The sequence below is a fragment of the Krasilnikovia cinnamomea genome, assembly GCF_004217545.1.
In the GTDB taxonomy this organism is placed as follows: domain Bacteria; phylum Actinomycetota; class Actinomycetes; order Mycobacteriales; family Micromonosporaceae; genus Actinoplanes; species Actinoplanes cinnamomeus.
The window spans coordinates 1,870,265-1,889,826 of record NZ_SHKY01000001.1; the positions used below are offsets into that span (position 1 = coordinate 1,870,265).

At 71.4% G+C, this 19,562-nt stretch carries 20 protein-coding genes; 8 read left to right on the forward strand and 12 right to left on the reverse strand.

Annotation, left to right across the window (positions count from 1 at the left end):
• The first annotated feature begins 22 nt into the window (after nt 1-22).
• The 6 genes from EV385_RS08225 (at nt 23) to EV385_RS08250 (ending at nt 7,326) form a co-directional block, all read left to right on the forward strand.
• Complete coding sequence (locus EV385_RS08225) at nt 23-646, forward strand: DUF4126 domain-containing protein (RefSeq protein WP_130508919.1); 624 nt, start codon at nt 23-25, stop codon at nt 644-646.
• An 8-nt stretch (nt 647-654) separates the two neighbouring features.
• Nucleotides 655-1,995, forward strand: a complete 1,341-nt coding sequence (locus EV385_RS08230) for a hypothetical protein (RefSeq protein ID WP_130508920.1) — start codon at nt 655-657, stop codon at nt 1,993-1,995.
• 57 nt (nt 1,996-2,052) lie between these two features.
• The gene (locus tag EV385_RS08235) at nt 2,053-4,836 is read left to right on the forward strand and encodes an FtsK/SpoIIIE domain-containing protein (protein ID WP_130508921.1); all 2,784 of its coding nucleotides are present in this window, start codon (nt 2,053-2,055) and stop codon (nt 4,834-4,836) included.
• Nucleotides 4,823-5,563 (forward strand): hypothetical protein, encoded by a 741-nt coding sequence (locus tag EV385_RS08240; protein WP_242624773.1) that lies wholly within the window; start codon nt 4,823-4,825, stop codon nt 5,561-5,563. The genes EV385_RS08235 and EV385_RS08240 overlap by 14 nt, the downstream gene beginning before the upstream one ends.
• A gap of 90 nt (nt 5,564-5,653) precedes the next feature.
• On the forward strand, nt 5,654-6,535 hold the full coding sequence (locus EV385_RS08245; protein ID WP_130508923.1) for an ABC transporter ATP-binding protein: 882 nt from the start codon (nt 5,654-5,656) through the stop codon (nt 6,533-6,535).
• Nucleotides 6,535-7,326, forward strand: a complete 792-nt coding sequence (locus EV385_RS08250) for an ABC transporter permease (protein WP_130513161.1) — start codon at nt 6,535-6,537, stop codon at nt 7,324-7,326. The genes EV385_RS08245 and EV385_RS08250 overlap by 1 nt, the downstream gene beginning before the upstream one ends.
• 36 nt (nt 7,327-7,362) lie before the next feature.
• Here EV385_RS08250 and EV385_RS08255 read toward each other — a convergent pair whose 3' ends face one another.
• The gene (locus EV385_RS08255; protein WP_130508924.1) at nt 7,363-8,211 is read right to left on the reverse strand and encodes a 3-hydroxyacyl-CoA dehydrogenase family protein; all 849 of its coding nucleotides are present in this window, start codon (nt 8,209-8,211) and stop codon (nt 7,363-7,365) included.
• A 135-nt stretch (nt 8,212-8,346) separates the two neighbouring features.
• Here EV385_RS08255 and EV385_RS08260 point away from each other — a divergent pair, with 135 nt between their 5' ends.
• Nucleotides 8,347-8,706, forward strand: coding sequence for a hypothetical protein (locus tag EV385_RS08260; RefSeq protein WP_130508925.1), 360 nt, complete (start codon nt 8,347-8,349; stop codon nt 8,704-8,706).
• Nucleotides 8,707-8,710: 4 nt separating this feature from the next.
• Here EV385_RS08260 and murA read toward each other — a convergent pair whose 3' ends face one another.
• Nucleotides 8,711-9,997, reverse strand: coding sequence for a UDP-N-acetylglucosamine 1-carboxyvinyltransferase (gene murA, locus EV385_RS08265; protein WP_130508926.1), 1,287 nt, complete (start codon nt 9,995-9,997; stop codon nt 8,711-8,713).
• Between the two features lie 78 nt (nt 9,998-10,075).
• On the opposite strand from murA, the gene EV385_RS08270 reads away from it, so the two are divergent.
• Nucleotides 10,076-10,651 (forward strand): cob(I)yrinic acid a,c-diamide adenosyltransferase, encoded by a 576-nt coding sequence (locus EV385_RS08270; RefSeq protein WP_130508927.1) that lies wholly within the window; start codon nt 10,076-10,078, stop codon nt 10,649-10,651.
• A gap of 94 nt (nt 10,652-10,745) precedes the next feature.
• Here the strand turns inward: EV385_RS08270 and EV385_RS08275 are convergent, their stop codons facing one another.
• From EV385_RS08275 to atpB, 10 genes are all read right to left on the reverse strand, one after another.
• Entirely contained in the window at nt 10,746-11,204 is a 459-nt protein-coding gene (locus tag EV385_RS08275) for a DUF2550 domain-containing protein (RefSeq protein ID WP_130508928.1), read from the reverse strand.
• Nucleotides 11,205-11,211: 7 nt separating this feature from the next.
• Entirely contained in the window at nt 11,212-11,493 is a 282-nt protein-coding gene (locus tag EV385_RS08280) for a F0F1 ATP synthase subunit epsilon (RefSeq protein WP_130508929.1), read from the reverse strand.
• A gap of 96 nt (nt 11,494-11,589) precedes the next feature.
• A complete protein-coding gene (locus EV385_RS08285; RefSeq protein ID WP_130508930.1) occupies nt 11,590-12,654 on the reverse strand; it encodes an LCP family protein in 1,065 nt (354 codons plus the stop codon).
• Between the two features lie 297 nt (nt 12,655-12,951).
• A complete protein-coding gene (atpD, locus tag EV385_RS08290) occupies nt 12,952-14,394 on the reverse strand; it encodes a F0F1 ATP synthase subunit beta (RefSeq protein WP_130508931.1) in 1,443 nt (480 codons plus the stop codon).
• Nucleotides 14,394-15,323, reverse strand: coding sequence for a F0F1 ATP synthase subunit gamma (locus tag EV385_RS08295; RefSeq protein WP_130508932.1), 930 nt, complete (start codon nt 15,321-15,323; stop codon nt 14,394-14,396). The genes atpD and EV385_RS08295 overlap by 1 nt, the downstream gene beginning before the upstream one ends.
• 2 nt (nt 15,324-15,325) lie before the next feature.
• The gene (gene atpA / locus EV385_RS08300; protein ID WP_130508933.1) at nt 15,326-16,975 is read right to left on the reverse strand and encodes a F0F1 ATP synthase subunit alpha; all 1,650 of its coding nucleotides are present in this window, start codon (nt 16,973-16,975) and stop codon (nt 15,326-15,328) included.
• Between the two features lie 88 nt (nt 16,976-17,063).
• Complete coding sequence (locus EV385_RS08305; protein ID WP_130508934.1) at nt 17,064-17,885, reverse strand: F0F1 ATP synthase subunit delta; 822 nt, start codon at nt 17,883-17,885, stop codon at nt 17,064-17,066.
• Entirely contained in the window at nt 17,882-18,418 is a 537-nt protein-coding gene (locus tag EV385_RS08310) for a F0F1 ATP synthase subunit B (protein ID WP_130508935.1), read from the reverse strand. The genes EV385_RS08305 and EV385_RS08310 overlap by 4 nt, the downstream gene beginning before the upstream one ends.
• 37 nt (nt 18,419-18,455) lie before the next feature.
• Nucleotides 18,456-18,686: an ATP synthase F0 subunit C gene (locus EV385_RS08315; RefSeq protein ID WP_130508936.1), complete on the reverse strand. Its 231-nt coding sequence runs from the start codon at nt 18,684-18,686 to the stop codon at nt 18,456-18,458.
• Between the two features lie 69 nt (nt 18,687-18,755).
• Nucleotides 18,756-19,547 (reverse strand): F0F1 ATP synthase subunit A, encoded by a 792-nt coding sequence (gene atpB, locus EV385_RS08320; protein WP_130508937.1) that lies wholly within the window; start codon nt 19,545-19,547, stop codon nt 18,756-18,758.
• Nucleotides 19,548-19,562: the final 15 nt, after the last annotated feature.

Consider the following 19,562-nt stretch of genomic DNA (forward strand, 5'->3'; position numbering starts at 1 on the left):
CGGTGGTGTCATCCTTGGGGCCGTGCTCGAAGCGTTGACCGGCACCGGCCTGGCCGCATCAGCCGGACTGAATGCCTACATTCCCCTGCTCACGATGGGTCTGCTGGCCCGGTTCACCGACGTGGTGGAGCTGCCCGCCGGGTGGCATTGGCTGTCCGGCGGCTGGGCGCTGGTCATCCTGGCGGTGCTGCTGGCGATCGAGGTCGTGGCGGACAAGGTGCCCGTCGTGGATCACGTCAACGACGTGGTGCAGACGGTGGTACGGCCCGCCGCGGGCGGGCTGGCGTTCGGGGCGGGCGCGGGAGCGCAGACCGCGACGGTGTCCGATCCGGGCGCGCTGGGTTCGCGCCAGTGGATGGCGATCGCGGCGGGTGTCCTCATCGCCCTGTGCGTACACGGGGTGAAGGCCGCGTCACGGCCCGTGGTCAACGCCACCACGGGTGGGCTCGGGGCGCCCGTGGTGAGCACCGTCGAGGACTTCGGCAGCGTCGTGATGTCGCTGCTGGCGATCCTGATGCCGATCCTGGTGCTGCTCGGGCTCGTGCTGCTGGCGGCCGGCGGGACCTGGATCGTACGGCGGCGCCGCCGACGTCGCCGCCAACGGCGGGCCGTGGAGGGTGTCGAGACGGTGCGCCTGTTTGGTTGACTGCTCCCGTGCCCGCGATCGCCGTACCCGCTTTCGCCCTGACCTGGTGGCTGGCGTGCTATCTGCTGGGGCGTGATCTGCGGCGGCCGGTGTTGTGGCGGGCCGCGGTCGCGCTGCTGACGTACGCGTCGGCCGTGGCGGCGTGGACGGTGACGCCGGGCGGTACCGCGGCGAAGGTCCTGCTGTGCCTGCCCGCGCTGGCGTGGGCGGGCGCGGCGCTCGGCCTGCTGCCGGACGATCTGCCCGAACGGCGCCAGGTCGACCGGGGCTGGCTGGCGGTGTCCGCGGTGTTCGTGGTGGTGATCGCCGCGTTGCCGGGAGCCGGGCGGCTGGTGGCCCTCGCGCCGCTGGTCGGGGGGCTGGTGCTGGTGTGGCGCTCGCGGGACACCGTACGTCCGCGGGCTCTGGCGGCCGCGGTCACCGCGGCCGCCGCTCTGTACGGCCTCGGCCTGCTGGTCCTGCTCCTCGGCATCGACCTGGGCTCCCCCGATCTGGTGCTGGCGGCCGTGGGCCTGGACCTGCTGCTGCTCGGCTTCCTGGCGGCGGTGGCGGACGCCGTGGACACCGGGGAGCGCCTGCTGCCGGACCTGCGCCGCTCGGTGGTCGGCGCCCTGGCGGCCACCCTGGTCGTGGCGGGCCCGGTCGCGCTGACCATGCTGGCGGCGCCGGCGCGGCCGATCGTGGTGGTGCTGCAGTACCTGCTGCTGGCGGTCGTGATGACGGTGTTCGCGCTGACCGGGCCGGTGCGCCGGGGCCTGGACCGGGTCGCGTTCCTGCACGACGAGCGGTTGCGGGCGGACCGGGCCGCACTGCTCACGCTGGCGGACGCGCTGCCCCGGCGGCGGGAGCGGCACTCGCTGATCGCGCTGAGCGAGCAGGAGTTCATCCGGCTCACCCGGCGCGCCCTGGACGACTACGGCGACCTGGCCCGGCTGTTGCGCAGCCCGCTCATCGACCTGCCCGCGGTGGACCGGCGGCTGACCGGCCGGGTGGTGGATCAGCCGCTGGCGCGGGCGGTCGAGTTGCAGGCGGTACTGCGCGGCGGCGTGGCCCGGCTCAAGCCCAGCGGGCTGCCCGGCACCGGCGAGCAGTGGCGGCACTACAACGCCCTGTACTACCTCTGCGTGCTGGGGCTGCGGCCGTACGAGCGGCGGCTGCGGACCGAGGGGTTGGATCGCGACGCGCGGCAGGTGCTGGAGTGGATGCGCCGGTACGTGCCGCGGCGCATGCTGCGCGAGTGGCAGACCGAGGCCGCGCAGCTCGTGGCGGCCGAGCTGTGGCGCGAGCTGGTGAGCACCGACCCCAGGTGGCTGACCCGGGCGACGGCGAACGCGACACGCAGCTCATAGCAGCATGATATCGGACTAAATGGTTAAAATCCCCCAACGTGAATTCCGGGGGGTGCTGTGGGGAACCACCGCAACGCGCTGGTCGCCGCGGTCCGGCAGGAGCTGGCCGAGGCGCGCGGGACCGCCCGGGCCGTGCTCGCCGCGGCGGAGTCGGCGCGCGGCGAATCGCAGCGCCGCCGCCAGCTGGTCCGCGAGGCGTACGCGACGTGCCTCACCCAGCTGGCCGAGGCCCGCGACGCCGCCCGGCGCGACATCCTGGGCCGGTTCCGGTCCGAGGCGCGGCGGCTGACCGGCATCGTCGAGCTGGCCGCGACGCTGTGCGCCGCGGGCGCCGCCGGGGCGCCGTGGCGCACCTGGACCCCGACCTGGAACACCGGGGGCCCGGACCGCGGGGCCTCGGCCGGACTGCTGCGGATCGGCACGATCGCGTACGACCCGGACGGCACGGACCGTACCCGGGTCACGCTGCCCGCCCTGCTGCCCCTGCTCGACGGCGCCCACCTGGAACTCGGCGGCGAGCAGAGCGCCGTGGACGGGATCATCTCGACCGTGCTGCTGCGCGCGCTGGGCACCACCCGCCCCGGCGAGGTGCACGTCACCGTCTTCGACCCGGAACAGCTCGGCGGCACCCTCGCCGCGTTCGGCCCGCTCGGCAACGCCGGCCTGCTCTCCCTGGTCGGCCCCGGCGGCCTCGGCGCGCTGCTCGACGGCCTGGTGGAGCACATCTGCCGGGTCAACGAGACGGTGCTGGCCGGCGAGTACGGCTCCCTGGCCGCGCTCACCGCCGCCACCCCGGGCCCCCGGCCCGAGCCGTGGCGGCTGATCGTGCTGCTGGTGGACCCGGCCACCGCCGCCGAGCTGCCCGCCAGCCAGCGGGCCCAGCTCGACCGGATCGTACGCACCGGCGTCGGCTGCGGCGTCCACCTCGTCGTACGCGGGCTGGACCTGGGGACACAGCCGACGGTGGCCCGGGTCGGAGTTCGGGACGACGGTACGGCCGTCAGCAGCAGCATCGGCGATCTGCCGATCCGGCTGGACGCCCCACCCCCCGCCGAGCGGATCGCCGGTTTCTGCCGCGCCGCCACCGAGCACCTGCATGCCGGGCCGCCCACCGCCCGTCTCAGCGACCTCGAACCCGAGAAACTGTGGACCGAGTCGTCCGCGTACGGGCTGCTGGCTCCGATCGGCGCGGGCCCGGACGGCGCCCTGGTCGAGGTGCTGCTCGACGACCACCGGCCGCACGCGCTCATCGGCGGCCCGCCCGGCTCCGGCCGGACCAATCTGGTGTACGCCTGGCTCGCCTCGCTGGCCGCCCGGTACGGCCCCGACGAGCTGGCCGTCTACCTGCTCGACGGCACGGACAGCGGGTCGTTCGCCCAGTGTGTCCCCGGCCCCGGGGAGCCGGACTGGCTGCCGCAACTCCACCTGGCCGGAATCAACCTCACCGGCGACCCGGAGTTCGGTCTGGCCGTGCTGCGCCACCTCGGCGAGGAGCTGCGGCACCGGGCACAGGCCGCGAAACGGTACGGGGTCGCCACCCTCGCCGAGCTGCGCACCGAGGATCCGGGCGGGCAGTGGCCCCGGATCGTGGCCGTCCTCGACGAGTTCCCGCCGGAAGCGGCGGAGGTCGTCGCGCTGCTGGCCGACCTCGCCCGGCGTGGCCCCGCCCAGGGTGTCCACCTGATCCTCACGACCCAGGATCCGGCGGGGGCCGAGTTCCTGCGCGACGCCGGACTACCCGGGTTCCAACTGCGCCTCGCCCTGCCCAAGGCGGAGGGCATCCTCGCCGACGGCAACCTCGCCGCCGCGGTCATCCCCCGGTTCCACGCGGTCGTCAACACCGACGCGGGCAGCGCCAGCGCCAACCGGATCGTCCGCCTCCCGGACGCGGGCACCCAGCTCGCCGCGCCCCGCGCCGACCCAGGGCCGCAGCCGGTCCTACCGGAATCGCCCGGCCACCTGCCGCCGGGCGACCCGACACCGGGCCCGCTGCCCGGCTACCAGACACCGGGCCCGGTACACGGCTACCCGGCGCCGGGGTCGACGCGGTCCGCGTGGCGGGCGCTGCAGCACCGGCTGTGGCGGGAACGCCCGGACGGCGCCGTCCCGCCGCGCTGGTTCGACGGCCACGCCGTGCCGCGCCTGCCGGAGGCGTACCGGCCCGCCGGGCAGGCGCCGGATTCGACCGCACGGGTGGGCTGCTCCCCCGGTGCCGTCCTGGGCGAGCGGGTCGACGTGCCGCCCGGCCCGGCCCGGCTGCGGCTGGGCCGGATGCCGGGACGCAACCTGGCCGTGCTCGGCAGCCGCACCGCCGAGGCCTGCGACGTGCTGGCGGCGGCCGCCCTCTCGCTGGCCGCGCAGGGACCGGCCCGGTTCAGCGTGGCCTGCCTCCACCCGGCCGCCGAGCGCGCGGCCACCCGGCTGGCCGGCGAACTGCCGCAGGCCGACTGGTACGACCACGACACCGTGGCCGGGCTCTTCGACAACCTCGTCGCGGCGGACATCCCGCACTACGTGCTCGGGTACGGCTTCGGCGCCGCCCCGGCGTACCGGGACCGGTTGCGCGCCCTGCTGGCCGACGGCCCCGAGCGCCGGGTGCACGTGCTGGCCTGGTGGCGTTCGGTGGCGCGGCTGCGCGAGACCCTGGGCGGGGCCGGGCTGGACCGGGTCGGCGCGTGGGTCGCCCTGGACGTCCCCGGCCCGGAACTCAGCCCGCTGTTTCCGCACACGGGCGGCCCGGCCTGGAGTCCACGGCCGCGGCGGGCGCTGTTCTTCGACCGTTCGGTACACCGGTTCCCCGAAGTGATCATCCCCTATGAGGTGCACAGTGACCCCACGTGAGCGCGACTACCAGCTCATGATGAGCGCCCTCGCCGAGGCGGCGCGGCGCCGCGACACCGAACTGGACGGCGCCGAACAGGCGTACCAGGACAGTGCCGCGCAGGCCGCCGGCGAGCTGGCCCGCGCCGAAGGGGAGGCCGCGGCGGCCGACCGCTGGGCCGGGGCCGCCGCCGCCCAGGTGCTGGACGTGGACCGGGAGGCCGCCCGGCTCTGGGACCAGCTGCGCCGGGCGCGGGGGATGCGGGTCCGGGCGCTGGGCGAGCTGCCCGAACCGGCGGCGGTCGAGGCGCTGCCCCGGGTCGCGCTGCAGCGCGCCCCCGAGCCGGGCGGCGACGCCGCGGCGCAGCCGCCCCGGCAGTCCGCCCGCACGCTGCTGGCTCGCGCCGCCGAGCGGATCGACGACACCGTACGCCCGGCCGTGCGTGACCCGCTGCCGCGCTGGGCGCTGGCGCTGCTGCCGGTGGCGGGCGCGCTGGTCGCGGGCGCCACCGGGCTGCTGGCCGCGGGCCTGGTGACCTTCGGGGGTACGGCCGTACCCGGGGGTGTGGTGGTGCGCGCGCTGGGCTGGCTGGCGTTCCTGCTGGCGCCTTCGGCGGGCGTACCCGTGGCCGCGGCGTACGCGCACCGGCACGGCCACCGGCTGGAGATCGGCGGCATCGGGCTCACCCTGCTCGGCGGCATGGTCGCCGCCGCGCTGCTCTCCCTGACGTTCGCCTCCGCGAACTGAGGTCGCCTCCGCGAACTGAGCGCGCCGCGGCCCGGCCTTCCCGCGATGCGGTCGATCGTGGCGGCCTGAGCACCCGTATGGTGGGCGTCCATGGGAGACGGTGAACCGGCGATCAGCGTCCGTGACCTGCGCAAGGCCTACGGGGGTACCCCCGCCGTGGACGGCATCGACCTGACCGTGGCGCGCGGCGAGGTCTTCGCGCTGCTCGGCCCGAACGGCGCGGGCAAGACGACGATCGTGGAGATCCTGGAGGGCTTCCGGCGGCGCGACGCCGGTGAGGTCACCGTGCTCGGCGTCGACCCCGCCGTGGCGAACGGGGGCCGCGGCGCCGCCGTGGGCGCGCAGGCGCGGCGCTGGCGGCAGCGGGTCGGCATCGTGCTGCAGGGTACGGGCGAGTTCGACGACCTCACGGTCGGCGAGGTCGTCGGCCACTTCGCCCGCTACTACCCGCACCCGGACGATCCGGCGCAGGTCATCGCCCGGGTCGGGCTGACGGAGAAGGTGGCGGCGCGCACCCACACCCTGTCCGGCGGGCAGAAGCGCCGCCTCGACGTGGCCCTGGGCATCATCGGCCGCCCCGAGCTGCTCTTCCTCGACGAACCGACGACCGGCTTCGACCCGGAGGCGCGCCGCGAGTTCTGGGCGCTGATCCGGGACCTGCAGGCGGGCGGGACGACGATCGTGCTGACCACGCATTACCTGGACGAGGCGGAGGCGCTTGCGGACCGGGTCGCGGTGATCGCGCGCGGGCGGCTGATCGCGGTGGACAGTCCACACCGGCTCGGCGACCGGGACTCGGCCCTGGCGACCGTCTCCTGGCGTACCCCGGAAGGGTCCTGGGAACGCACGCAGAGCGCGACGCCGACGGCCGTGGTGGCCGACCTGGCCGCGCGTTTCTCCGGCGAGGTGCCCGGGCTGACGGTCACCCGGCCGACCCTGGAAGATGTCTATCTGCGGATGATCGGAGCGTGATGGGCGCGGTTCGGCTGGGCCTCAGCCAGGGGGTCCTGGAGATCAGGCAGTTCATGCGCAGCCGCGAGCAGGTGATGTTCACGCTGGCCTTCCCGGCCATCCTCGTCATCATCTTCGGCTCGGTCTTCAGCGGCACGATCAGCGAAGGGGTGAAGTTCACCCAGTACTTCGTGACCGGGATGATCGCTTCCGGGCTGATGACGGTCGGTTTCCAGGCGCTGGCCATCCAGATCCCGCAGGAGCGCGACCGTGGGGTGCTCAAGCGACTGCTCGGCACGCCCATGCCGAAGTGGGTCTACTTCGCGGGCAAGGTGGTGATGGTGGCGTTCGTCGCGGTGCTGGAGACCGTCATCCTGCTGGCCGTGGCCACCCTGTTGTTCGATCTGCGGCTGCCGGACACGGCCGGGCGGTGGCTGACGTTCGGCTGGGTGGCGGTGCTCGGCATCACCGCCTGCACGCTGTCCGGAGTGGCGTTCTCGTCGCTGGCCAGGACCGGGCGCAGCGCTCCCGCCGTGGTCACCCCGGTCGCGCTGATCCTGCAGTTCACCTCCGGAGTGTTCTTCGTCTACACGCAACTGCCGGTCTGGATGCAGGAGACGGCCGCGGTGTTCCCGCTCAAGTGGATGTGCCAGGGGCTGCGGGCGGTGTTCCTGCCGGCCTCGTTCGGCGCCGCCGAGCCGGCGGGCTCGTTCGAGCTGGGCCGGGTGGCGCTGGTGCTGGCGGCGTGGTGCGTGGTCGCGCTGGTGCTGTGCCTGACGACGTTCCGCTGGACGACGAAGCGCGACGGGTGAGACCCGCCGCGCTTGCGCCGTGCGTGCAGTTGCCGCTCAGTACGAGTAGAAGCCCTTGCCGGTCTTGCGGCCCAGATCGCCCGCGGTGACCATTCGCTGCAGCAGCTCCGGCGGGAAGAACTTCTCGTCGGCGGTGTCGCGGTAGATGTTGCTGGCCGCGTTCAGCATCACGTCGAGCCCGGTCAGGTCGACGGTGGCCAGTGGGCCCATCGCGTGCCCGAAGCCCAGCTTCATGACGGTGTCCAGGTCGGCGGCCGAGACGACGCCGCTCTCGACCAGCTTGATCGCCTCGACCAGCAGGGCCGAGAAGAGCCGGTTGGAAACGAAGCCAGCCACGTCCCGCTTGACCTCGACGCAGGTCTTGCCGACCTCCTCGGCGAAGTTACGGGCGTTGGCCAGCGTCTCGTCGGAGGTCTGGTAGCCGCGCACCAGTTCGACCAGCTTCATCATCGGTACGGGCGAGAAGAAGTGGATGCCCACCACCGACTCGGGACGCGACGTGACCGCCGCGATCTGGGTGATCGGGATGGCCGAGGTGTTGGTGCCCAGCACGGCGCCCGGCTTGCAGACCTTGTCGAGGGTACGGAAGACGTCGTGCTTGGCCTCGATGCGCTCGAAGATGGCCTCGACCACGACATCGGCCTCGGCCGCCGCGTCCAGGTCGGTCGTGGTGGTGATCCGGCCGACGGTCGCCTCCGCGTCCTCCTCGGAGATCTTGCCCTTGGCGGCGAAGCGCCCGAGCGACTCCCGGATCGCTGTCACGCCGCGGGTCAGCGACGCGTCGTCGATGTCCCGCATGGTGACCGTCCAACCGGCCTGCGCCGCCACCTGGGCAATGCCCGAACCCATCAGGCCGGAGCCGATGACCGCGAGTCGACCCGCCATGTGTGACCCTCCTTCGTGAGTGCGTTTCCGAGTCTCACCCTAGCCGCCCCGCCTTAACGGCGGCTCAGCCCGGGTCTTTGTCCCTATCGGGGCATTTCCCCGGAAAATGGCGATCGCCGGTGCCAGACTGTGCTCATGGCCACGAGCGACGGCTGGTACCTCATCGGACCGCTGGTGGCCGTCGTCGTGGTCGGCTTCCTCGGCACGGTCTTCTGGCGGATGGGCCTGCAATGGACCGGCGACGAGGACCCGGAACGACCGCGCGGCCGCCGGGGCGGTCGCGCCATCCTCGACACAGGCGACGACTACGGCCTGCTCGGCCCCGCCGCGATCGCGGACGACCCGGAGCTCGCCGACGACATCCGGGGACTGCTGGCGGACGCGGGCATCCGCGCCACGTACGCGCACCGCCGCGACGGCCGGGTCCTCATCCTGGTCTTCGCCGAGGAGCTGGAGGAGGCCCGCCGCCTGGTCGGCGGCAGCCCGGCCCTGTGAGCCCTCAGAACCCGTAGCGAGGCTCGGCGACCTGCGCCCGCTCCACGTCCACCCCGAGCTTGGCGAGGTCCGCCACGAAGTCGGGGTAGCCCCGGTCGATGTGGTGCACCTCACCCACCTCGGTCATGCCCTCGGCGCACAGTCCGGCGATGACCAGCCCCGCACCGGCGCGGATGTCCGTGGCCCGCACCGGCGCCCCGGACAGCCGTTCCCGGCCCCGCACGACCGCGTGATGGCCATCGGTACGGATGTCGGCGCCGAGCCGCACCATCTCGTTCACGAACATGAACCGGCCGTCGAAGATGTTCTCGGTGATCAGCGAGGAGCCCTGGCTCACCGCGCCCAGCCCGAGCGCCATGGGCAGCAGGTCGGTCGCGAACCCGGGGAACGGCAGCGTCACCACGTCAACGGCCGTGGGCCGGTCGGCCATCCGTACCCGGAAGCTGTTCTCCCCCGGATCCACCACCGCACCCGCCGAGACCAGCTTGTCCAGCGCGATGTCGAGGAACTCCGGACGCACCCCGTGCACGGTCACGTCGCCGCGCGTCATCGCGGCCCCGAACGCCCAGGTGCCGCCGACGATCCGGTCGCCGATCGTGGTGTGCCGCACCGGGCTCAGCGCGTGCACGCCTTCGATCTGCAGGGTGGAGGTGCCCGCACCCGAGATGCGCGCGCCCATCGCGTTGAGCATCTCGCAGATGTCGACGATCTCCGGCTCCCGGGCCGCGTTGTCGATCTCCGTGCCGCCGCGGGCCAGCACCGCGGCCATGAGCAGGTTCTCCGTCGCGCCCACGCTGGGGAAGTCGAGCCAGATCTTCGCGCCGCGCAGCCCGCCGGGAGCCGACGCGATGACGAAGCCGTGCTCGCCGGAGATCTCCGCACCCATCCGGGCCAGTCCCGAGAAGTGCATGTCCAGGCCGCGGGAGCCGATCATGTCGCCGCCGGGCAGGGCGACGCGGACGTCGCCGCGCCGGGCCAGCAGCGGTCCGAGTACGCAGATCGAGGCGCGCAGCCGGCGCACCAGGTCGTAGTCCGCCTCGGCGCCCGGCACGGCCGGTACGTCGATCGTGGCGATCCCGCCCGCGAGCTCCACCTGGCAGCCCAGCCGGCGCAGCACCTCGCCCATGATCGCGATGTCGGTGATGCGCGGCACGTTCTCCACCACGCTGCGCCCCTCGGCCAGCAGGGTGACCGCCATGAGCTTGAGCGCGGAGTTCTTCGCGCCGTCGACCGTGACGTCCCCGGCGAGGCGCGCCCCGCCCTTGACCCTGATCACATCCACGCGGGCCATGGTAGGGCTTGCGAGCCCGCCGGACCCCACAGCGGGGCCTTCGGCGTGACCTGGGACGGCGGCCCGTAGGGTGGGCCCATGGCCGTCCACCTGACCCGCATCTATACCCGCACCGGCGACGCCGGGCAGACCCGCCTGGGCAACAACGAGGTCGCCGCCAAGACCGATCCGCGGATCGCGGCGTACGCGGACGCCGACGAGTGCAACGCCGCCCTCGGCGTCGCGCTCGCGCTCGGTGGGCTCCCGGAGGACATCCGTGAGGTGCTGACCGCGGTGCAGAACGACCTGTTCGACGTCGGCGCGGACCTGTGCAACCCGCTCAGCGAGGACCCGCCGTACCCGCCGCTGCGGATCACCGAGGCGTACGTGACCCGCCTCGAGGGCTGGTGCGACGAGTACAACGAGCGGCTGCCCGCGCTCGACTCCTTCATCCTGCCCGGCGGCACCCCCGGGGCGGCCCTGCTGCACGTGGCCCGTACCGTGGCCCGCCGCGCGGAGCGCTCGGCGTGGGCCCTGATCGCCATGGACGCGCAACGGACGGGCGAACTGCCCGCCAAGTACCTGAACCGCCTGTCCGACCTGCTGTTCATCCTCGCGCGCAGCGCGAACCCCGACGGCGACGTGAGGTGGGTCCCCGGCGGCGCCCGGGCCTGACCCGCGCGGGCTCAGCGTTCGGCGTTGCTCAGTGCTCGGCCGGCTCGATGCTCGGCGGGCTCAATGCGCGGCGGGCTCAGTGCTCGGCCCGGGCTCAGTGCTCGGCCGGGCGCGGGGCGGCCACCGGGCGCCGGGCGGTGCTGCCGGGCGGGCCAGCCTCAAGCCACGACAGGAAGCCCGTCACCGTGGACTCCGCCATGGCGATCTCCACCCGCGATTCCGGTGTCGCGCAGCTCAGCACGACCCAGTGCCCGGGGATCGGGCGGCATTCCGGGCCTTCCGGCAGCCGCGGGCGGTCCACGATCAGCTCCCGGCGGTTCAGGACCCGCTTCGCGCGGATGGCGAAGCTGAACATGCGGTGGAAGCGCAGCTCGTCACCGACGAACTGGCCGATCCCGGCGGACCAGCCCCGTCCGGGGACGAGCGTGTGGACGCGGACCTGAAGCGCGATGGTGCCGCCGCCGCGCATCAGCAGGCGACGGCGCAGGAACAGGGCCAGCAGCAGGACGAGCAGCGTGACGACGCAGATTCCGAGGAATTCCAGAATCCGCATCCCGGGCTCAGCGCGCGTCGGGGAGGGCGGCGGTGGCGCTCTCGGCGAGTACGGTCACGCCGTCCTCGCGTACCGACAGGAAGCCGCCGGCCACGTCGTACGTCAGCTGCTCACCACCCGCGAGCTTGACGCGAACCTGGGAGGGCTCCTTCAGCTGGCCCAGCAGCGGGGCGTGGCCAGGCAGCACACCGAGCTCACCCTCGGTGGTGCGGGCGACAAGCATCTCCGCCTCGCCGGACCAGATCTTCTCCTCGACGGCGACGACCTGGACGTTCAGCTGGTTGGCCACGCTGTCTCCTCGTTGGGCCGACTGGAACCGATGGGGTGAATTCTAAACACGGCGTTGACGCGGAAGAACTCCGGGTGGCGACCGCCACGTTCGCGGTCAGGAGTTGCGGTTGATGAATTCCGGATGGTTGACCATGAACGTCGTGATCGTGTCGTCCCGGACCGCGGCGAAGAACTCCTGCGCGCTCGGGTCCAGCGCCTCACCCTGGTAGTCCCGGTTCTTGCCGGTGCCACTGAAGACCGAGTGCCCCGGCAGCCTGACCAGCGTCATGTTCTCGCTGTTGACGCCGCGCAGCGCGAGCCCCCAGTCGACCACGTTGTGGCCCTGGCCGTCGAAGATCAGGGACTCGCCGGCAGCGCGCAGGATGCCGTCCAGTTTGGCGGGGTTCGTCACGACCTTCTGGCTGAGCGCCTGCTTCGCCATCGCCTTGATGAACTTCTGCTGGTTTATCTGGCGGTCGTAGTCGCCGCGCTTGAGGCCGTAACGCTGGCGGACGACGTCGAGGGCCTGCCAGGCCTCCAGGTGGTGGGTGCCCTTCGGGTACTGCGCCTGTGGGCCGTAGTACGGGTGGGCGCACTGGTTGTTGGCGCAGCTGGGGTAGCGCGGGCGGGGCTTGCCGTCGGGCTGCAGGTGCTCGGACTTGATGTCCTGGTCGATCGTCATGGTGACGCCACCCATGGCCTCGACGATCTTCTTGAAGCCGCCGAAGTTGATGATCGCCCCGGCGTCGAACTCCTGGATACCGGTGAGCCGGCCGACCGTCTTGGCCAGCAGTTCGAACCCCTGCGCCACGTCGTGCTTGCCGTTACCCACCGAGCTGCCGTACGACATCGCGGAGTTGATCTTGGCGGTGCCGCCGTTGAAGCCGGTCTTGGCGAACGGCGGGATCTCCACCAGCAGGTCGCGCGGGATGGAGAAGAGGTACGCCTCCTTCAGCCCCGCCGGGATGTGCGCCACGATGATCGAGTCGGAGAGCGGGGCGGTGTTGGCGTCGCGCGGGTCGATGCCCACGAGCAGGATGTTCAGCGGGCCCTTGATGTTGACCTTCCTCGGCGCCGCGCCGGGCGGCTTGTTGCCGAAGAGGGACTGCTGGTTCACCGCCCCCGCGTACCGGGCGTAGAGCACCTGGCCGCTCACCAGCAGACCGCCGCTGACCACCATCAGAACAGCCCCGACGATCGCGCACAGGCGCGCCCACAACGGAGCGCGTCGTCCACGCTTGCGCGTTGCGCCGAGGTTGCCGCTCTTCGCCACTCGATCCCCGTCCGTGCCGATCGATCCGCGCGACCTCCGACATGGTCGCAGGCTGCCACAAGGCTGACATCCAGAGTACCGATCGCCGGTGCCTTCGCTGGCCTCCGGTTCCCGCCCAGCCCCTGGTCAAACGCGCCAGTACCGCCGGGGAAACGCGTGAGCCGCGCCGAAGTTTCGGCGCGGCTCACGGAGAATACCGGAAGATCAGCCCTTCATCAGCTCGTGCGCGTTGCGCTCGAGGTCCTCGAGGCCACCGCACATGAAGAACGCCTGCTCGGGGAAGGTGTCGTACTCCCCCTCGCTGATCTTCTTGAAGGCCTCGATGGTCTCCTTCAGCGGAACCGTCGAGCCCGCGACGCCGGTGAACTGCTCGGCCGCGTACGTGTTCTGCGACAGGAAGCGCTCGATGCGGCGGGCCCGCTGCACCGTGACCTTGTCCTCTTCGCTGAGCTCGTCCATACCGAGGATGGCGATGATGTCCTGCAGGTCCTTGTACTTCTGCAGGATCCGCTGCACCTCACGGGCGACCGCGTAGTGCTCGGCACCGACGTACTCCGGGGCCAGGATCCGCGAGCTGGAGGCCAGCGGGTCCACGGCCGGGTAGATGCCCTTGTCGGAGATGGACCGCTCCAGGTTGGTGGTCGCGTCCAGGTGGGCGAACGTGGTGGCCGGCGCCGGGTCGGTGTAGTCGTCGGCGGGCACGTAGATCGCCTGCAGCGAGGTGATCGCCTTGCCCCGGACCGAGGTGATGCGCTCCTGCAGCTCACCCATCTCGTCGGCCAGGGTGGGCTGGTAACCCACCGCGGACGGCATACGGCCGAGCAGCGTGGACACCTCGGAACCGGCCTGGGTGAACCGGAAGATGTTGTCGATGAAGAGCAGCACCTCCTGGTTCTGCACGTCCCGGAAGTACTCCGCCATGGTCAGGGCGGACAGGGCGACGCGCAGTCGGGTGCCCGGCGGCTCGTCCATCTGACCGAAGACCAGCGAGGTCTTGTCGAGAACGTTGCTCTCGCCCATCTCAAGGATGAGGTCGTTGCCCTCACGGGTGCGCTCACCGACGCCCGCGAACACCGACGTACCGCCGAAGTTCCGGGCGACCCGGATGATCATCTCCTGGATGAGCACCGTCTTGCCCACGCCCGCGCCGCCGAACAGGCCGATCTTGCCACCGCGCACGTACGGCGCCAGCAGGTCGAGCACCTTGATGCCGGTCTCCAGCATCTCGGTCTTCGGCTCCAGCTCGGCGAACGCCGGGGGCTTGCGGTGGATCGGCCAGCGCTCGGTGACCTGCAGCGTCTTCGGGTCGGCGTTGAGCACCTCGCCGAGGGCGTTGAAGACGTGGCCCTTGGTCACGTCACCGACCGGCACCGAGATCGGGGCACCGGTGTCGGACACCTCGGCGCCACGGATCAGGCCGTCGGTCGGCTGCATCGAGATCGCCCGGATCACGTTGTCACCCAGGTGCTGGGCGACCTCCAGGGTCAGCTTCTTGGTGCCCTCGGAGAGGGTCACCTCGACGTGCAGCGCGTTGAAGATTTCCGGCATGGCGTCGCGCGGGAACTCGGCGTCGACGACCGGGCCGATGACCCGGACGACGCGGCCGACGCCGGTCTCCGCCTTAGTGGGCTCAGCTACAGCAGTCATCACACATCACTTCCCGCCGCGGCCAGCGCGTTGGCGCCGCCGACGATCTCACTGATTTCCTGGGTGATCGCAGCCTGCCGCGCGGAGTTCATCTCGCGCGTGTACCGCTTGAGCAGGTCGTCCGCGTTGTCGGACGCGCTTTTCATCGCCCGCCGCCGCGAGGCCGACTCGCTGGCCGCCGAGTCCAGCAACGCCGCGTAGATCCGCGTGTTGAGGTACTTCGGCAGCAGCGCGTCGAGCAGTTCCTCGGCCTCGGGCTCGAACTCGTACGCCGCCCGCAGGCCCGGCTCACGCTCGCGGTCCTCGACCTGCATCGGCGCGAGGAAGTGCGGCTCCGCGACCTGGGTCATGAGCGACTGGAACCGGGTGCCGACGATGTGCAGCTCGTCGACGCCCTGGATGCCGTCCGGCCCGTGGTGCCCCTCACCGTCGTCCGCGCCGGCGACGAACGCCTCCAGCAGGGACTCACCGACGCGCCGGGCGTCCTCGAAGCTAGGCCGCTCCGAGAAGCCGGTCCAGCTCGCGGCGATCGGCCGGTTGCGGAACCGGTAGTAGCCGACACCCTTGCGGCCGATCACGTACAGCGCGACGTCCTTGCCGTCCGCGCGCAGCCGCGAGATCAGCTGCTCACACGTACGGATCGCGTTGGCGTTGTACGCGCCGGCCAGGCCGCGGTCGCTCGTGATGAGCAGGACACCGGCCCGGCGCACCCGCTCGCGCGGAACGAGCAGCGGGTTGTCGACGCTGGCGTTGGACGCCAGCGCCGTCAGCACCTGGGTGATCGCCTCCGAGTACGGCTTGGCCGCGGCCACCCGCTCCTGCGCCCGGGCGATGCGGCTGGTCGCCACCAGCTCCTGCGCCTTGGCGATCTTCTTGGTCGACCGGACGGTGCGGATGCGCCGCCGCAGGGCCTGTACCTGACCGGCCATGACTAGCTCGCGTCCGTCTTGCCGCGGACCTCGCGGGTCACGGTCTCGCGCGACTCGGAACCCTCGGCCAGCGCCTCGGCCGGAGCCTCGTGCAGCTTCAGGCCCGTGTCACCCTGCTTGAACAGCGGCTTGAACTCGTCCACCCCGGACTGCAGGCTCTCGACCTGCTCGTCGGTGAGGTTGTTCGAGGACTCGATCGCCGTGTACGTCTCCTTGCGGTGGCGCTTGAGCCACTGCAGCAGCTCGCCCTCGAAGCGCCGCACGTCGCCGACCGGGATGTCGTCGAGCTGGCCCGTGGTGCCGGCCCAGATGACGATGGTCTGGTCGGTGACCGAGTACGGCGAGTACTGCGGCTGCTTGAGCAGCTCGACCAGGCGTACGCCCTTTTCGAGCTGGGCCCGCGACGCCTTGTCCAGGTCGGACGCGAAGGCGGAGAACGCCTCCAGCTCACGGAACTGGGCCAGGTCGAGGCGGAGCCGGCCGGAGACCCGCTTCATGCCCTTGACCTGCGCGGAACCGCCGACCCGGGAGACCGAGGTGCCGACGTTGATGGCCGGGCGCACACCCGAGGCGAACAGGTCCGACTCGAGGAAGATCTGGCCGTCGGTGATCGAGATGACGTTGGTCGGGATGTAGGCCGAGATGTCGTTGGCCTTCGTCTCGATGATCGGCAGACCGGTCATCGAGCCCGCGCCCAGGTCGTCGGAGAGCTTCGCGCAGCGCTCCAGCAGCCGGGAGTGCAGGTAGAAGACGTCACCCGGGTACGCCTCGCGGCCCGGCGGGCGGCGCAGCAGCAGCGACACCGCGCGGTACGCCTCGGCCTGCTTGGTCAGGTCGTCGAAGACGATCAGCACGTGCTTGCCGTTGTACATCCAGTGCTGGCCGATGGCCGAGCCGGTGTACGGGGCGATGTACTTGAAGCCGGCCGGGTCGCTGGCCGGGGCGGCGACGATGGTGGTGTACTCCATCGCGCCGTTCTCCTCCAGCGTGCCCTTCACGGACGCGATGGTGGTGGCCTTCTGGCCGATCGCCACGTAGATGCAGCGGACCTGCTTCTTCGGGTCGCCGGACTCCCAGTTGGCGCGCTGGTTGATGATCGTGTCGAGCGCGACCGTGGTCTTGCCCGTCTTACGGTCACCGATGATCAGCTGGCGCTGGCCGCGGCCGATCGGCGTCATGGCGTCGATCGCCTTGATGCCGGTCTGCATCGGCTCCTTCACCGGCTGGCGGGCCATGACGTTCGGTGCCTGCAGCTCCAGCTCGCGGAAGCTCTCGTTGGCGATCTCGCCGCGGTCGTCGATCGGGTTGCCCAGCGCGTCGACGACGCGGCCCAGGAACGCGTCGCCGACCGGGACCGAGAGGACGCGACCGGTCCGCTTGACCTGCTGCCCCTCCTCGATGCCCGCGAAGTCACCCAGGACCACGGCGCCGATCTCGCGGACATCGAGGTTCAGGGCGACACCCAGCGTGCCGTCCTCGAATTCGAGCAGTTCGTTCGCCATGGTCGAGGGCAGGCCCTCGACGTGCGCGATGCCGTCGCCCGCATCCGAAACGATGCCGACCTCCTCACGGGAGACCTCGGGCGTGTAGGACGAGACGTAGCGCTCAAGCGCCCCCCGGATCTCGTCCGAGGAGATGGTCAGCTCGGCCATCCTCTGCCTTCTCTGTTCGTGCTCGGGACGTCACCGCCGCCGAGGGGCCTGTGCTCGCGGCCGTCCCCGGCGCGCGATGCGGGAAGAACTATTTAGCGAACGCCTGCCGCGCCGCGTTGAGCCGCCGCAGGATCGTGCCGTCGTAGAGGTCGGAGCCGACCCGCACGCTGACACCGCCGATGACGGACGGATCCACCTCGACCTTCAGCGAGACCTGCCGGCCGTACTTGTCGGACAGGGTGCTGGCCAGTCGCTGCTCCTCGGCGTCGCTGAGGACCTTCGCCACCGTCACGTACGCGACCTCGTGGTCCCGCTTCGCCGCGGTCAGCTCGACCAGCCGGCTCAGTGACGCTTCGAAGCTGCGGCCGCCGAATCCTTCGAGGGCCACCTCGACCAGCTTGCCCGTGGCCACCCGGACCTTGCCCTTGAGCAGGTCCTGGACCAGCTTAACCCGGCGTTCGAGCGGGGCACCGGGGTCACCGAGAGTGACCGCCAGGGCGGGGTTGGCCGCCACGACCTGCCCGAAGCGGAACAGCTCGTCCTCCACCTCGGCCAGCTCGTCGGCGCGCTGCGCGGAGCTGAGCAGCGCGTCCACGCCGAGGCGCTCGGTCGCGTCCCACAGCTCGTTCGGCGCCGACCAGCGGCCCCGGACCAGTGCGGTGAGCACGTCCGCCGTGACGGCGTCGACCTTGCCCGCGAGCAGCGAGCCCAGCAGATCCGCCCGGTCGCCCGCGGAGCGCGACGGGTCCGTCAGGGCCCGCCGCAGCCGGGGCTCGGCCCGCAGCAGCCGGGCCACCGACAGGATCTCGTCGGCGACCGTGGCGAGCTGCGCGGCCGTGGCCTTGGTCGTGGTGGTGGCGAGCTTGTCGGTCGCCTCCGCGTACGACTCGCGGGTCACGCTCGACATCAGCGCCCGCCCGCGGAGCCGGCCGCGTCGAGCTCGGCGATGAACCGGTCCACCGTGCCGCGCGCCCGGGCCTCGTCGGCGAGGGACTCGCCCACAATCCGGCCGGCCAGATCGACCGCCAGCGTGCCGACCTCGGAACGCAGGTCCCGCACGATGGCCTCACGCTGGGCCGCGAGCTGCTCGTGGCCGGTCGCGATGATCCGGTCGGACTCCTCCCGCGCCTTGGCCAGGACGTCCTGACGGATCGCCTCGGCGTCGGCCCGTGCCTCGTCGCGGATGCGAGCGGCCTCCGTGCGTGCCTCACCGAGCTGCGCCCGGTACTGCTCGAGCAGCGCGTTGGCCTCCGCCTGGGCGGATTCGGCGCGCTTGATCCCGCCCTCGATCGCGTCCACCCGCGCCGCGAACGTCTTCTCCATCTGCGGGAAGACGAACTTCATCAGCACGAAGCAGAGCAGCCCGAACGCGATCGTCCCGATGACGACTTCCTGCCAGAACGGGATGATCGGGTTGTGCTCGACCGCAGCGGCCAGATTCAACGAAGTGATCAAAGGACACCTCCCGTCGAGGCGGCGGTCAGAGCTGGCCCTGCCAGATGAAGCCGAACGCGATGCCCAGCAGCGCCAGCGCCTCGACGACGGCGAAGCCGATCCAGACGTACGGCAGGGTCAGACGCGACGACTCCGGCTGGCGGGCGGTCGACTGGATGTAGGCCGAGAACACCAGGCCGACACCGATGCCGGGGCCGATGGCCGCGAGGCCGTAACCGATGGCCGCGGTGCTACCAACAACTTCGGCGAGAACCATTTTCCAGTTCCTCCTGAGATCTCGCGTGACTCTCACGCGGGACGACAACGGGATGTTGCGGGATACAGCTCAGTGCTCGTCGGCGAGTGCGCCCTGCACATAGCTCGCGGTCAGCACCGTGAACACATAGGCCTGGAGCACGATGACCAGGAATTCCAGGAAGGTCAGGGCGATGGTCATCGTCCAGGACACGACCGCGAACGGCGCGAACCAGGCGTTCGCGTTGATCATCGCGAAGCCGCCGAGCGTGAACACCAGCAGCAGCATGTGACCCGCGAACATGTTCGCGAAGAGCCGGACCGCCAGCGAGAACGGGCGCACCAGGAACGTCGAGAAGAACTCGATCGGAATCAGCAACGGCAGGATGAACCACGGCGCGGGCGGCATCAGAGCCGTCTTGAAGTACTTCGCGAAGCCGTGGTGCCGGATGCCGACCACGATGAACATCACGTAGCTGATCACCGCGAGGAAAGCCGGGAAGGCGATGTGCGAGTTCGGGGAGATCTGGACGAAGGGAACGATGCCCCAGAAGTTGTTCAGCAGGATGAAGCAGAAAAGCGTCGTCAGGTACGGCGCGAAGCGCACACCCGCCGGGCCGATCATCTCCACCGAGATGTTGTTCCGCACGAAGCCGTAAACGCTCTCGGCGAGCCACTGCTTCTTGGTGGGAACCAGCTTCGGCTTCCGGTAGGAGGCCAGGAAGAACACGATGATCGCCGCGGTGGTGAGCCACACCAGGAACGTGATCTTCGTAAACCAGACCGAGTGCGCGCCCCACGGCAGGATGCTCGGCGGATAGAAGTCCTCCACGCTCGGCGGGAACGGAACTTCCCCGGCGAGGACGATCGACTGACCGATCACCGTAGCCCTTTCCTG

Excerpts from the sequence above, each read along its gene's own strand:
- EV385_RS08245 (WP_130508923.1), top strand. The coding sequence starts at position 5,654 with ATGGGAGACGGTGAACCGGCGATCAGCGTCCGTGACCTGCGCAAGGCC.
- EV385_RS08250 (WP_130513161.1), top strand. The coding sequence starts at position 6,535 with ATGGGCGCGGTTCGGCTGGGCCTCAGCCAGGGGGTCCTGGAGATCAGG.
- EV385_RS08255 (WP_130508924.1), bottom strand. The coding sequence starts at position 8,211 with ATGGCGGGTCGACTCGCGGTCATCGGCTCCGGCCTGATGGGTTCGGGC.
- EV385_RS08260 (WP_130508925.1), top strand. The coding sequence starts at position 8,347 with ATGGCCACGAGCGACGGCTGGTACCTCATCGGACCGCTGGTGGCCGTC.
- murA (WP_130508926.1), bottom strand. The coding sequence starts at position 9,997 with ATGGCCCGCGTGGATGTGATCAGGGTCAAGGGCGGGGCGCGCCTCGCC.
- EV385_RS08270 (WP_130508927.1), top strand. The coding sequence starts at position 10,076 with ATGGCCGTCCACCTGACCCGCATCTATACCCGCACCGGCGACGCCGGG.
- EV385_RS08275 (WP_130508928.1), bottom strand. The coding sequence starts at position 11,204 with ATGCGGATTCTGGAATTCCTCGGAATCTGCGTCGTCACGCTGCTCGTC.
- EV385_RS08285 (WP_130508930.1), bottom strand. The coding sequence starts at position 12,654 with ATGGTGGTCAGCGGCGGTCTGCTGGTGAGCGGCCAGGTGCTCTACGCC.
- atpD (WP_130508931.1), bottom strand. The coding sequence starts at position 14,394 with ATGACTGCTGTAGCTGAGCCCACTAAGGCGGAGACCGGCGTCGGCCGC.
- EV385_RS08295 (WP_130508932.1), bottom strand. The coding sequence starts at position 15,323 with ATGGCCGGTCAGGTACAGGCCCTGCGGCGGCGCATCCGCACCGTCCGG.
- atpA (WP_130508933.1), bottom strand. The coding sequence starts at position 16,975 with ATGGCCGAGCTGACCATCTCCTCGGACGAGATCCGGGGGGCGCTTGAG.
- EV385_RS08315 (WP_130508936.1), bottom strand. The coding sequence starts at position 18,686 with ATGGTTCTCGCCGAAGTTGTTGGTAGCACCGCGGCCATCGGTTACGGC.